The sequence below is a fragment of the Streptomyces sp. NRRL F-5135 genome, from assembly GCF_000719775.1.
Taxonomy (GTDB): domain Bacteria; phylum Actinomycetota; class Actinomycetes; order Streptomycetales; family Streptomycetaceae; genus Streptomyces; species Streptomyces hebeiensis.
Genome location: NZ_JOHR01000001.1, coordinates 653,267 through 666,030, shown reverse-complemented (window position 1 = coordinate 666,030; position 12,764 = coordinate 653,267). Strand labels below are relative to the sequence as shown.

Here is a 12,764-nt window from a genome sequence, read left to right as displayed (position 1 = left end):
TGTGGACGTGTGTGCGGCTCGGGCCCGCTCATAGGATCATGGTCATGCGCGTACTCTTCGCCTCGACCGGCGGCTCAGGCCACTTCCAGCCCCTCGTCCCGTTCATCGACGCCTGCACCGCGCGGGGGGACGAGGTCCTCGTCGTCGGACCGCCGAAGCTCGAAGCGGCGCTGGCGGCCCGCGCGGAGCCCTACCGGATCGGCGGGGGGCCGTCCGACGAGGAGCTGGGCGCTGTCATCGCGGGGGTATCGACGATGGCGCCGAGGGAGCGGGAGAGCACGCTCATCCGGGAGTTGTTCGGCCGGCTGTGCGCCGGCGCGCTGCTGCCCGCGGTCGAGGAGGCGTGCGACGACTGGCGGCCCGACCTGGTCCTGCACGAGGTGGGCGAGTACGCGTCGGTGATCGCCGCCGACCGCCGGGGGATCCCGCACGCCCAGATCTCGGTATCGGCGGCGGAGATGCAGGACTTCGCGCTCGGCGCGGCCACGCCCGTGCTCGAGTCGTACGCGACGGGCCTCGTGGACCGGCTGCGCGCGTCGCCGTTCGTCTCCCGCTTCCCCGGCTCGCTGGACCCGTCCCCCTTCGCCGGGACCCGGCGCTACCACGACGCCGGGGCACCGAGCGGTGCCGGCTCGCTGCCGGACTGGTGGGAGGGGAACGACGACCCGCTGGTCTATCTGACGCTGGGCACCGAGGCCGGCGGGCTGCCGGACACCGCCGCCGTGTACCGGGCGGCGCTGGAGGCCGTGGGCGGGCTGCCGGTGCGCGTACTGCTCACGGCGGGGCGGGCCACCGACGTGTCCGCGCTCGGTCCGATTCCGGCCAATGTGCGCGTCGAGGCGTGGGTCCCCCAGGCGGACGTCCTGGCGGAGGCGTCCGTCGTCCTCTGCCACGGCGGTTCGGGCACCACCTTCGGCGCGGTGGCGGCCGGCCTGCCGCTCGTGATCCTTCCGCTCTTCGCCGACCAGCCGGTGAACGCCCGGCTGGTCGGCGAGGCCGGGGCAGGCCTGGCGGTGACGCCCGCGGGGCCGGAGGAGGGATGGGCCCTGTTCGGTCCGCAGGACGTGCCGAGGATCCGCGCGGCCGTCGAGTCGGTGCTGAAGGAGCCGTCGTACCGCGCGGAGGCCGAGCGCCTGGCGGCCGAGATGCGGGGTACACCCACGGTCGCGCGGGTCCTGGCCGATCTCACCGCCGAGCTGGTGCCGGACCGGCCGTAACCGCGCGGTCGGCGACCCCGCCCGGCCCTCGTACGCCGGGTCCGGCGGGGCCGCCCGGTGTTCCCGCCGTCCGGCGTCCGCGCCGCACCCGCGACTCAGGGCCGGGCGACGGCTCGGGGCCGGGCGATGCTCGGGGCCGGGCGACGGCTCAGGCCGAGGCCCGGCGCACCAGCGTGGTCGGGGTGATCACCGACTCCGGGGCGGGCCCGCCCTCCCGCTGCCGGTCCAGACCGCGCAGCAGCAGCCGGGCCATCAGGCGCCCCTGGCCCTCGACGTCCTGGCGGACGGTGGTCAGGGGCGGGTCGGTGGTGCGGGCGACCGGGTCGATGTCGTCGAAGCCGACCAGCGCCACATCGTCCGGCACCGACCGCCCGCGCGCCTTGAGCACGCCCAGCGCGCCCGACGCCATCAGGTCGTTGGCGGCGAACACCGCGTCCAGGTCCGGACACCGCAGCAGCAGCCGCTCCATCGCCCGCGCCCCGCTCTCCTCGGTGAAGGCGCCCTCGGCGACCAGCTCCGGATCCGCGTCGGGCAGCACGTCGCGGTAGCCGTCGAGCCGGTCGGTGGCCGAGGTCTGGTCCGGCGGGCCGCCGATGTGCGCGATCCGCCGGCGGCCCAGCCCGCACAGGTACCGCACGGCCGTCCGCGCGCCCCCGCGGTTGTCCGCGTCCACGTACGGCACGGCCTGACCGTCCGCGCCCGCGGTCCAGCCGGGCCGGCCCCCGAAGACCGTCGGCAGGCCGGCCCGGCGGACGAGCGCCGGGATCGGATCGTCCGTGTGGAGTGAGAACGCGAGCGCGCCGTCCACATGACCGCCCGCCAGATAACGGCCGATCCGGTCGTAATCGCCCGGCCCGTCGACCAGCAGCAGCACCAACTGCGTGTCCTGAGCGGTCAGTTCCCTGCTGATGCCGCGGATCTGCTGGGAGAAGAACGGGTCGGAGAAGATCCGCACCTCCGGCTCCGCGATGATCACGCCGACGGCGCCGGTGCGCCGTGTGACCAGGCTGCGGGCCGCGTGGTTCGGTACGTACCCCAGATCCTCGACCGCCCGCCGCACCCTTTCGGCCAGCGGCCGACGCACTCCCGCACCGCCGTTGACGACCCGGGAGACCGTGGCCCGGGAGACACCGGCGCGTTCGGCGACGGCCTCCAGGGTGGGGCGCGGGGCGGGGCGGGACCCAGGGGACGGCTCGGGCACGGCAGGCGCTCCTCGTCGGCGGTCATGGCGGGGACGGCACGGCGGATCCCCGCCGTACGGCGGATCCCCGTCGTACGGGGGCGGCCCGCCGGACCGGTACAGCCTACGCCGCGACCGCTCATCTGAGCGCACACCGGGGCGTGCGGACGGCCGCTCCACTCTCCCGACTGCCCTGTTTCGCACAGTAGTTGGACCGGGTACCGTCCGCCCCATGGAGATCAGAGGGCGGAACGCCCGCCGATGGAGCGCGACACCGGTCCTGGCACTCACCGCCGCGCTGCTGGTGTCGCTGCTGGGCCCGGCGGACGCCCGGGCCGCCCAGACCGCACCCGTCGGCCCCGAGCGGCCCGCCCGGGAGAGCGGAGCGGTCTACTCGTACGAGGACGCCATCCGGGAGTCCGTCTGGGTGGACACCGGAATCGACGGCGACGAGGACGGCCGGACCGACCGCGTCGCCGTCGACATCGTCCGGCCGCGGGAGGCCGCGCTCGCGGGCCGCGACATTCCCGTGATCATGGACGCCAGTCCGTACTACTCCTGCTGCGGCCGCGGGAACGAGAACCAGAAGAAGACCTACGACGCGGACGGCGACCCCCTCGGATTCCCCCTCTACTACGACAACTACTTCGTGCCGCGCGGCTACGCCTTCGTCGCCGTCGACCTCGCCGGCACCAACCGCTCCGACGGCTGCGTCGACGTCGGCGGCCGTTCCGACGTCCAGTCCGCCAAGGCCGTGATCGACTGGCTGAACGGCCGCGCCCGCGCCTACGGCAGCCGCGCCGGCACCCAGGGCGTGCGCGCCGACTGGACCACCGGCGCCACCGGCATGATCGGCAAGAGCTACGACGGCACCGTCGCCAACGGCGTGGCGGCCACCGGCGTCGAAGGGCTCCGCACGATCGTCCCCATCGGCGCGATCAGCTCCTGGTACGACTACTACTTCGCCCAGGGCGCGCCCCTGTACGACTCCGGCCCCGACTGGCTGTCCGACTACGTGGAGAGCCCCGAGGCCCGCTCCCGCTGCCAGGCCGTCCAACGACGGCTGGTCGAGGGCGCCCCGCGCACCGGCGACTGGACCGGACTGTGGACCGAACGCGACCACGTGAAGGACGCCCGCTCGGTACGCGCGAGTGTCTTCGCCGTCCACGGGATGCAGGACCTCAACGTCCGTACCAAGCACCTCGGCCAGTGGTGGGACGCCCTCGCGTCCGCCGGCGTGGAGCGCAAGATCTGGCTCTCGCAGACCGGGCACGTCGACCCGTTCGACTTCCGCCGCGCCGAGTGGGTCACCACGCTGCACCGCTGGTTCGACCACTACCTGCTCGGTTACGACAACGGCGTCGACCGCGAGCCCATGGCCGACGTCGAGCGCGCGCCGGGCCGCTGGTCCACCGACCGCGTCTGGCCGCCGAGCGGCACCGCCGCCACCACCCTGCGCCCCGGCACGGGCGACGTCCCCGGTGTGGGCACCCTGGGCACCGTCCCCGCGCGGCCCGGTGCGACGGAGACCTTCACGGACGACCCGCGGCGGGGGGAGACCGACTGGGCCACCGACATCGACCGGCCGACCCCCGCGAAGGCGGGCTTCACCACCCGCCCGCTCAGCCGCGACCTGCGGCTGTCCGGCTCCGCCACGGTGACCGTCACCGCCACCCCCTCCACCACGTCCGCCCACCTCTCCGCGGTCCTGGTCGACCTCGGCCCGGACACCATCCGCGACTACGGCGCCGCGGGCGAAGGCATCACCACCCTCACCGAGCGCACCTGCTGGGGCGCGAGCACGGCCTCCGACAGTTCCTGCTACCGCGAGACCGCTCCCCGCACGGCGGACGTCGGCCACACCGTCTTCAGCCGGGGCTGGGCCGACCTGGGAACCGCCGGCTCGCCCGGCCGGGGCCGCCCGCTCACCCCGGGCACCCCCTACACCCTCACGATCCGGCTGGCCGCGAGCGACCACGTCGTCCCCGCCGGACACCGGCTCGCCCTGATCATCGGAGGGACCGACCGGAACCTCATCGACCCGCCGTCCACCACCCCCGCCCTCGCCCTCGACCTGGCCCGCACGGCCGCCCGGCTGCCGCTCGTCGGCGGCCCCGACGCCCTCACTCGTGCCACCACCGGCCCCGCGCCGTCCCTGGGCACGGCACCCGAGTCCCGCCCGAGCGGCGTGGCCGTGCCGCACCGCATCCCACCGATCCCGGGAGACCGCACCTGATGCCGTTCCGCTCCGGCCCCGTACGAGCCGTACGCTCCATACGCCCCGTACGCGCCATACGTACCTCACGTGGCGCGCGTTCCGCGCGTGGCACGCGCCCCTTGCGCGCTCTCGCCCTGGCGACGGCCGTCGCCTCCCTCGCCACCCTCGCCGCGCCCGTGGCCACGGCCCCCGCCCACGCGGCCCCGGCCCCGCCGCGCACGGAATTCGAGACCAGCGACGGCGCGCGCTGGACCGGCCAGGCACAGGAACAGGACTTCCTGGCCGCCGTCGCCGGTGGCGGCGCACGCGTCTCGCTCACCACCATCGGCACGACGAAGCGGGACCGCCCGCTCCAACTGGTCGAACTCGGCGCGCGGCGCGCCCCCACGACCGTCCTGCTCGTCTGCAGCCAGCACGGTGACGAGCCGTCCGGCCGCGAGGCCTGCCTGACCACCGTGCGCGACCTCGCCTACACCCAGGACCGGGACACCCGCCGCTTCCTGGACCGGACGAAGGTCCTCATCGTCCCCACCGCCAACCCGGACGGCCGCGCCGCCGACACCCGGGGCAACTCCGACGGCGTCGACATCAACCGGGACCACATCGCACTGAGGACCGCGGAGGGCCGGGCCCTGGCCGCGGTCATCCGCGACCGCCGCCCCGACGTCGTCTACGACCTGCACGAGTACGGGGCGACCCCGCCGTACTACGACAAGGACCTGTTCGACCTCTGGCCGCGCAACCTCAACACGGCCGCCCGCGTGCACGACGAGTCCCGCACGCTCTCCGAACACCATGTCCGCCCCGCCGCGCGCGCCGCCGGCCACTCCATCGGCACCTACGGCATCTGGACCGACCCGGTCACCGGCGACCCCGTCAAGCAGACCGCGGGCGACGGGCAGGAACGCATCCTGCGCAACGCGGCCGGGGTCAAACACGCGGTCGGACTGCTCATCGAGAGCCGCGTCGATCCGCTGACCGATGCCGAGAAGGCCGACGGGGCCCTGAACAACCGGCGCCGGGTCACCAGCCAACTCGATTCACTGAAGGGCCTGTTCTCCTTCGCCGACGAGCGCCGGGGCGCGATCGCCGCCGCCACCGTCACCGCCCGGCTCGCCGGGCTGGCCGACCGCGGCCCGGTCTACCTCGGCGGCGCCGACAACGCGCCGGCGGCCCCGGAGGAGATCCTTCAGGACCCGCCGTGCGGCTACGCCCTCGACGCCGGCCAGTACGCGGACGTGAAGGACGAACTCGCCCTGCACGGCGTGGTGTCCGTGCCCGTCGGAACGGGGGCGTTCGTACCGCTGCGCCAGTCGCAGCGCGCGCTGGTCCCCCTGCTCCTCGACGCCCGCGCGGAGTACCACCTGACGGAGGGGACGCCCCGGCGGTCCTGCTGACGGCACGCGACGGCACGAGCCGCGGGCGGCGGCCCCGGACGCCCGCGGCTCGGCGACCCCGGACGCCCGGCTCATTCCAGCGCGAGCCGGGCGGCCTCCTCCGCGCATCCCCAGGCCACGGTGACCCCGGCGCCGCCGTGCCCGTAGTTGTGCACCAGCCGTGCGCCGCCGGGCCGGTTCACGGCCTCCAGCCGGACCCGGGCGCGCCCCGGCCGCAGCCCCACCCGGTGCTCCAGCACGCGCGCGCCCGCCAGCTCGGGACGGACCGTGGCGCAGCGCGCGACGATCACCTCCGCCTCGGCCGGGTCGATCCGCAGGTCCCAGGAGTGCTCGGTCGTCGTGCCGCCGAGCAGCAGCCCGTACGGGTGCGGCATCAAGTAGGTCGTGCCGGCCGAGCCGGGCAGGGCCGCCACGAACCACTCGTCGATCCCCGGGTTCTCCACGACCACCACCTGGCCGCGCACGGGATACAGCGACACGTCCGGCGCCAGCTCGCGGGCGCCCAGCCCCGTGCAGTTGACCACGACGGGCGCCAGGCTCGCCGGTTCGGCCAGATCCGTGACCGCGCGCCGCTCGACCGTGCCGCCCGCCGCCCGCAGCCGCGCCTTCAGGTACCGCAGATGAACGGGCATGTCGACGAGCGGCACCGCGGCCCGCACCCCCTGGGCGAACCCGTCGGGCAGCTCCTCGGGGCGTGCCTCGCGCAGCTCGCGCACCCGCGCGGCCCAGCCGCCGAGGCTGTCGAGCCGGGTGTTCGCCATCAGCCCGGGGACGATCCGCACCCCGGTCGTCCCGGGGCGCTCCGCGAGCCGCTCGTAGTGGTCCAGCGACCGCTCCAGCCAGGCCGAGACCCGGCGAGCGGGCTCGATGCGGTACGGCCAGACCAGCGCGCCCGCCACCGCCGAGGTGGTCCGGCCGACGGGATCACGTGTCCACAGGCTCACGCGGAGACCGCCCTCCGCGAGTACCACCGCCGTCGTCAGACCGATGACGCCACCACCGACCACGAGCACATCGCTCTTCCTGCCGTTCATGCCCGGGACCGTAGCGGAACGAGGCTTGTCAGGCCCATTCCACGACGCCAGCGGGCCACGGGCGCTCGCCCGGCGGACGCGCGGAGCGGCGCTTCGCGCGTCCCCGCGCCGTCAGTGGCCGGTCGGCGGCGGGGCGGCGGCGGCTCGGCCGCCGGTTAGTATCAGCACCCTGATGACTGCCACGCTCGTAGCCAAGGACCTCTCCGCGGGCCATGGCGACCGCACGCTCTTCTCCGGACTCGACCTGGTCGTGGCGCCCGGTGAGGTGATCGGACTCGTGGGCGCCAACGGGGCCGGAAAGTCCACCCTGCTCCGGCTGCTCGCCGGCCTCGACACCCCCGAGGGCGGGGCCCTCGCGCTCTCCCCGCCCACGGCCGCCGTCGGCCATCTGCCCCAGGAGCCCGAGCGCCGCGCGGGGGAGACCGTACGTGACTTCCTGGGCCGCCGTACCGGGGTGACGGCCGCCCAGGCCGCCCTGGACGAGGCCACCGAGGCGCTCGTGGCGAGCGCGCCGGGCGCCGACGACGCCTATGCCCTCGCCCTGGAACGCTGGCTCGGCCTCGGCGGCGCCGACCTGGACGAACGGGCCGAGGAGACGGTCACCTCGCTCGGCCTGACCGTCGGCCTCGACCAGCCGATGACCACCCTCTCCGGCGGCCAGGCCGCCCGCGCGGGCCTCGCCTCGCTGCTGCTCTCGCGGTACGACGTCTTCCTGCTGGACGAGCCCACCAACGACCTGGACCTGGACGGCCTGGCCCGGCTGGAGTCCTTCGTGACGGGACTGCGCGCGGCCACGGTCCTCGTCAGCCACGACCGCGAGTTCCTCGCCCGCACCGTCACCAAGGTGCTCGAACTCGACCTGGCGCAGCAGAAGATCACCCTCTACGGCGGTGGCTACGAGGCCTACCTGGAAGAGCGGGAGACCGCGCGCCGCCATGCCCGCGAGGAGTACGAGGAGTACGCGGACCGCAAGGCGGCCCTCCAGGAGCGGGCGCACATGCAGCGGTCCTGGATGGACAAGGGCGTGAAGAACGCCCGGCGCAAGACGACCGACCACGACAAGATGGGCCGCAAGGCCCGGACGGAGGCCAGCGAGAAGCAGGCCGCCAAGGCACGCCAGACGCAGCGGATGATCGAACGTCTGGACGTGGTCGAGGAGCCCCGCAAGGAGTGGGAACTCCGCATGGAGATCGCCGCCGCGGAGCGCTCGGGAGCCGTCGTGGCCACCCTGCGCGCGGCCGAGGCCCGGCGTGGCGACTTCCGCTTCGGACCCGTCTCGCTCCAGATCGACCGCGGCGACCGGGTCGCCATCACCGGAGCCAACGGTTCCGGCAAGTCCACGCTGCTGGCGGCGCTCCTCGGCCGCCTTCCCCTGGACGCGGGGCACGCGGCCCTGGGCTCCGGGGTGGTCGTCGGCGAGATCGACCAGGCCCGGGCCCTCTTCCATGGCCCGGAGACCCTCCTGGACGCCTTCCGGCGGGCCGTGCCCGACACCGAGCCCGCCGACGTCCGGACCCTCCTCGCCAAATTCGGCCTGAAATCAGCTCATCTGCTGCGCCCAGCGACCACGCTCTCGCCGGGCGAACGCACCCGCGCGGCGCTGGCCCTGCTCCAGGGCAGGGGCGTGAACCTCCTGGTCCTGGACGAGCCCACGAACCACCTGGACCTGCCCGCCATCGAGCAACTGGAGTCCGCGCTCGACTCCTACGCGGGCACGCTTCTGCTGGTCACCCACGACCGCCGCATGCTGCACGCGGTCCGCACGACGCGGAACCTGACGGTGGCGGCGGGCCGGGTGACGGAACGCTGAGGCCCGCCCGGCCCGCCGCCTCCAGTGCCGCGACCGGCACTGGACGACCTACCGATCCGTCAGCCCCGCCCGTCGCAACGCGTCCGCCATCGCGCTGTTCACCGGCGCCGGCGCCGGGGAACCCTGACGGCGTGCGCGGCCACCGCCCCCGCGGCCCCCGCCCCCGCCCGTCCGCGGCTGCGGCGTACGGCCGCCGTCACCGGACCGCTCCGATCGCTCCCCCCGGTCGGACCGCTCCGAACGCGCCGGGCGAGCCGGGCGCGATCCCCCGGACGAGCCAGGACCCGAGGCCGTGACCTCGTCGTCCAGCCGCAGCGTCAGCGAGATCCGCTTGCGCGGGATGTCGACGTCCAGCACCTTCGCCTTGACGACGTCACCCGGCTTCACGACCTCCCGGGGGTCCTTCACGTACGAGCGGGACATGGCCGACACGTGCACCAGCCCGTCCTGGTGCACCCCGACGTCCACGAACGCCCCGAACGCCGCCACGTTCGTCACGACGCCCTCCAGCACCATCCCGGGCGCCAGGTCGCCGATCTTCTCCACGCCTTCCTTGAACGTCGCGGTCTTGAAAGCCGGCCGCGGGTCGCGGCCCGGCTTCTCCAACTCGCGCAGGATGTCCGTCACGGTCGGCAGACCGAAGGACTCGTTCACGAAGTCGGCGGGCCGCAGCGACCGCAGCACCGGTCCGTTCCCGATCAGGGCCGCGACCTCGGTGCCCGTGGTCTTCACCATCGACCGGACCACCGGATACGCCTCGGGGTGCACGCTCGACGCGTCCAGCGGGTCGTCGCCGCCGCGGATCCGGAGGAAGCCCGCGCACTGCTCGTACGCCTTCGGGCCGAGCCGCGCCACGTCCTTGAGCGCGCGCCTGGAGCCGAACGGACCGTTCGCGTCGCGGTGGGCCACGATGTTCTCCGCGAGGCCCGCGCCGATGCCGGACACCCGGGAGAGCAGCGGCGCGGACGCAGTGTTGACGTCCACTCCCACACCGTTCACACAGTCCTCGACCACCGCGTCCAGCGAGCGCGACAGCTTCACCTCGGAGAGGTCGTGCTGGTACTGGCCGACCCCGATGGACTTGGGGTCGATCTTCACCAGCTCGGCGAGCGGGTCCTGCAGGCGCCGCGCGATGGACACCGCGCCGCGCAGCGACACGTCCAGCTCCGGCAGTTCCTGTGAGGCGAACGCGGAGGCCGAGTAGACCGAGGCGCCGGCCTCCGAGACCATCACCTTCGTCAGCTTCAGCTCGGGGCGCGCCGCGCACAGCTCCGCGGCGAGCTTGTCGGTCTCCCGGGACGCCGTGCCGTTGCCGATCGCGATCAGCTCGACCTTGTGCTCCTCGGCCAGCCGGGCCAGCGTGGCCAGGGACTCCTTCCACCGGTTCGCGGGGACGTGCGGATAGATCGTGTCGGTGGCGACGACCTTGCCCGTGGCGTCCACGACCGCGACCTTCACACCCGTACGGAACCCGGGGTCGAGGCCGAGCGTGGCGCGGGTGCCGGCGGGAGCGGCCAGCAGCAGGTCGCGCAGGTTCGCCGCGAAGACCCGGACCGCCTCGTCCTCCGCGGCCGTGCGCAGCCGCAGCCGCAGGTCGATGCCGAGGTGCACGAGGATACGGGTGCGCCACGCCCACCGGACCGTGTCCACCAGCCACTTGTCCGCCGGCCGGCCGCGGTCGGCGATGCCGAACCGGTGCGCCACCGAGACCTCGTACGAGCTGGGGCCGGGCTCGTCCGACGGCTCCTCGGGCTCCATCACCAGGTCGAGGGCCTCCTCCTTCTCGCCCCTGAGCATCGCCAGGATCCGGTGCGAGGGCAGCTCCGTGAACGGCTCGGCGAAGTCGAAGTAGTCGGCGAACTTGGCACCGGCCTCCTCCTTGCCCTCGCGCACCTTCGCGACCAGCCGGCCCCGGGTCCACATCCGCTCGCGCAACTCACCGATCAGGTCGGCGTCCTCGGAGAACCGCTCGGTGAGAATGGCCCGCGCGCCCTCCAGCGCGGCGGCGGGCTCCGCGATCCCCTTGTCCGCGTCCACGAACGCGGCCGCCGCCGCGAGCGGTTCGACCGACGGGTCGCCCAGCAGCCCGTCGGCCAGCGGCTCCAGACCAGCTTCCCGGGCGATCTGCGCCTTCGTCCGCCGCTTGGGCTTGAACGGGAGGTAGATGTCCTCCAGGCGCGCCTTCGTGTCGGCGGCCCGGATCCGCGCCTCCAGGGCGTCGTCGAGCTTGCCCTGCTCGCGCACGGACTCCAGGATCGTGGTCCGCCGCTCCTCCAACTCCCGCAGGTAGCGCAGCCGCTCCTCGAGGGCGCGCAACTGCGCGTCGTCGAGCATCTCGGTCGCTTCCTTGCGGTAGCGCGCGATGAACGGCACGGTCGACCCGCCGTCGAGCAACTCGACGGCCGCCTTCACCTGCCGCTCCCGTACGCCGAGTTCCTCGGCGATCCTGCCTTCGATGGACGTCGTCACGATCACGCTCCGCTGTTCTGGGGTCCGCCGACTGCATTGTGGCAGGTGGCACCGACAGCGGTGGGCGCGACCGGCTGCGGACCGCGCGGACGCCGTGTGCCGACGGGGGAGGGAGCGGGCACGGGCCGGTGCGGCGCGCGCGTACGGGCAGGCCGGAGGGCCCGGCCCCCTTCCCGAGGAAGGGGGCCGGGCCCTCCGGACGCTCGGCGCTTCGCGTGGGGATCAGCCGTGCGCGGCGCCGCCGAAGAGGCGGGCGAGCGCGCGGAAGGGAAGCGTCACCACGGACGCGAGCGTGGAACCGATGGCGCGCAGCACATCGGCGATGGCACGGAACACGTCGGCCTCCTTTCCAGGTGGCTCCGGGTCGGCCACGTGGACGCCCGCGCACACCGCGCACGGGCCGTCGCCTGCGTGCGGGGCACGCGCCGTGAGCGTCCTTCGTACGGTGGGTGGGACCGTGGCCTCACCACCTGTGGAGAAGCGGGTATCCGGTCGTACGGGTCGTAAACACCGCGCGGCCCGGTACCCGGCCCGGTCGGTCAGCGCTTGGCGAAGATCTGCGCGGGGAACGCCCCCGCCGCCCGCGCCGCCGCGGTGAGCCCGGCGGCCAGCTCGGTCAGCCGGGCCACTCCCGCCGCCCCCAGGTGCTCATAGGGCGCCGCGTCCAGCCGGTCGGTCTCGTCCTCCAGATCGGCGCGCAGCTTCTCGCCCGACGCCGTCAGCCCGCCCGCGTCGTCCAGCAGCCCGCGGTCCCGCAGCCGTCCCTGGGCCGCCGCCCACTCCTCCTCGCTCCAGCCCCGGCTGGAGCGGACCCACCCGGCCGCCGCCCCCTGACTGCTCGCCGTGTGGCTGACCAGCGCCTCCAGCGGGCCGAGCCCGGCCGTCGTCAACGCCATCAGGTGGCCGTCGCCCCGGTGCTCGCGCAGCAGCGTCGCGGCGTGCCAGAACGCCAGGTGCGGCTCCCGCGGGACCGGCAGGTCCGCGTTGGCGGCGTACAGCGGGCGGGCCGGGCGGGCGCACGCCTCGGCGGCCCGCAGCGCCAGCTCCGCCGCCTCGGCCAGTTCCTTGGAGCCCAGTACGTCCTCGCCGAGCAGCCGCCGCAGCAGCGAGTCGACCGCGCGCAGCCGTACGCCGAGGGCCTCCTCCGGTGAGAGGGTCTCCCATATCCGGGGGACGTGGAGCGCCACGAGGTCGTGCTTGAAGTTGTAGAAGGTCGCGGTGACGGCTCCCGCGCCGACCCGGCCCAGCGGTGCGGCACGGTTCGCGAAGTAGACGGCGGCCGGGGCGTCGAGTCCGGCGGCGGCGAACTCGCGGCCGATCTCGGGGGAGAAGTAGACGGTCGAGTGAATGGGGTTGACGACGGAGTAACAGCGTCGCACGGCGTGCTCGGGCAGAGTGGTCATGGCATTACGTTACCGACTGGTCGGTACGAACGAGCG

General features: G+C 74.4%; 9 protein-coding genes. 4 read left to right on the top strand and 5 right to left on the bottom strand.

Translation table 11 applies throughout. The features are described from left to right. Positions 1-44: 44 nt before the first annotated feature. Entirely contained in the window at positions 45-1,217 is a 1,173-nt protein-coding gene (locus tag IG02_RS0103035; RefSeq protein ID WP_030741390.1) for a glycosyltransferase, read from the top strand. 148 nt (positions 1,218-1,365) lie between these two features. On the opposite strand, the gene IG02_RS0103030 is transcribed toward IG02_RS0103035, so the two are convergent. Next, a complete protein-coding gene (locus tag IG02_RS0103030) occupies positions 1,366-2,418 on the bottom strand; it encodes a LacI family DNA-binding transcriptional regulator (RefSeq protein WP_030741387.1) in 1,053 nt (350 codons plus the stop codon). A gap of 211 nt (positions 2,419-2,629) precedes the next feature. Between IG02_RS0103030 and IG02_RS0103025 the strand changes: the two genes are divergently transcribed. Then, complete coding sequence (locus IG02_RS0103025) at positions 2,630-4,633, top strand: Xaa-Pro dipeptidyl-peptidase (protein WP_037801822.1); 2,004 nt, start codon at positions 2,630-2,632, stop codon at positions 4,631-4,633. Beyond that, positions 4,633-6,012, top strand: a complete 1,380-nt coding sequence (locus tag IG02_RS0103020; protein WP_078854130.1) for a M14 family metallopeptidase — start codon at positions 4,633-4,635, stop codon at positions 6,010-6,012. The genes IG02_RS0103025 and IG02_RS0103020 overlap by 1 nt, the downstream gene beginning before the upstream one ends. 71 nt (positions 6,013-6,083) lie before the next feature. Here IG02_RS0103020 and IG02_RS0103015 read toward each other — a convergent pair whose 3' ends face one another. Then, positions 6,084-7,046 carry an FAD-dependent oxidoreductase gene (locus IG02_RS0103015; protein ID WP_030741379.1) on the bottom strand — a complete coding sequence of 321 codons (963 nt, stop codon included), beginning with the start codon at positions 7,044-7,046 and terminating at the stop codon, positions 6,084-6,086. Positions 7,047-7,218: 172 nt separating this feature from the next. Here IG02_RS0103015 and abc-f point away from each other — a divergent pair, with 172 nt between their 5' ends. Then, positions 7,219-8,856: a ribosomal protection-like ABC-F family protein gene (gene abc-f, locus IG02_RS0103010; protein ID WP_030741377.1), complete on the top strand. Its 1,638-nt coding sequence runs from the start codon at positions 7,219-7,221 to the stop codon at positions 8,854-8,856. 48 nt (positions 8,857-8,904) lie between these two features. Here abc-f and IG02_RS0103005 read toward each other — a convergent pair whose 3' ends face one another. The 3 genes from IG02_RS0103005 to IG02_RS0102995 all read right to left on the bottom strand — a co-directional run bounded on the left by IG02_RS0103005 (position 8,905) and on the right by IG02_RS0102995 (position 12,728). Continuing rightward, positions 8,905-11,325, bottom strand: coding sequence for a Tex family protein (locus tag IG02_RS0103005; RefSeq protein ID WP_030741374.1), 2,421 nt, complete (start codon positions 11,323-11,325; stop codon positions 8,905-8,907). Positions 11,326-11,547: 222 nt separating this feature from the next. Continuing rightward, positions 11,548-11,661 (bottom strand): LPFR motif small protein, encoded by a 114-nt coding sequence (locus IG02_RS43395; protein ID WP_267958483.1) that lies wholly within the window; start codon positions 11,659-11,661, stop codon positions 11,548-11,550. 203 nt (positions 11,662-11,864) lie between these two features. Further along, positions 11,865-12,728, bottom strand: a complete 864-nt coding sequence (locus IG02_RS0102995) for an SCO6745 family protein (protein ID WP_030741371.1) — start codon at positions 12,726-12,728, stop codon at positions 11,865-11,867. Between the last annotated feature and the right edge of the window lie 36 nt (positions 12,729-12,764).

What these genes read in the sequence shown, in the direction of transcription:
- IG02_RS0103035 (WP_030741390.1), top strand. Translation starts at nt 45, where the DNA reads ATGCGCGTACTCTTCGCCTCGACCGGCGGCTCAGGCCACTTCCAGCCC.
- abc-f (WP_030741377.1), top strand. Translation starts at nt 7,219, where the DNA reads ATGACTGCCACGCTCGTAGCCAAGGACCTCTCCGCGGGCCATGGCGAC.
- IG02_RS0103015 (WP_030741379.1), bottom strand. Translation starts at nt 7,046, where the DNA reads ATGAACGGCAGGAAGAGCGATGTGCTCGTGGTCGGTGGTGGCGTCATC.
- IG02_RS0103020 (WP_078854130.1), top strand. Translation starts at nt 4,633, where the DNA reads ATGCCGTTCCGCTCCGGCCCCGTACGAGCCGTACGCTCCATACGCCCC.
- IG02_RS0103025 (WP_037801822.1), top strand. Translation starts at nt 2,630, where the DNA reads ATGGAGATCAGAGGGCGGAACGCCCGCCGATGGAGCGCGACACCGGTC.
- IG02_RS0102995 (WP_030741371.1), bottom strand. Translation starts at nt 12,728, where the DNA reads ATGACCACTCTGCCCGAGCACGCCGTGCGACGCTGTTACTCCGTCGTC.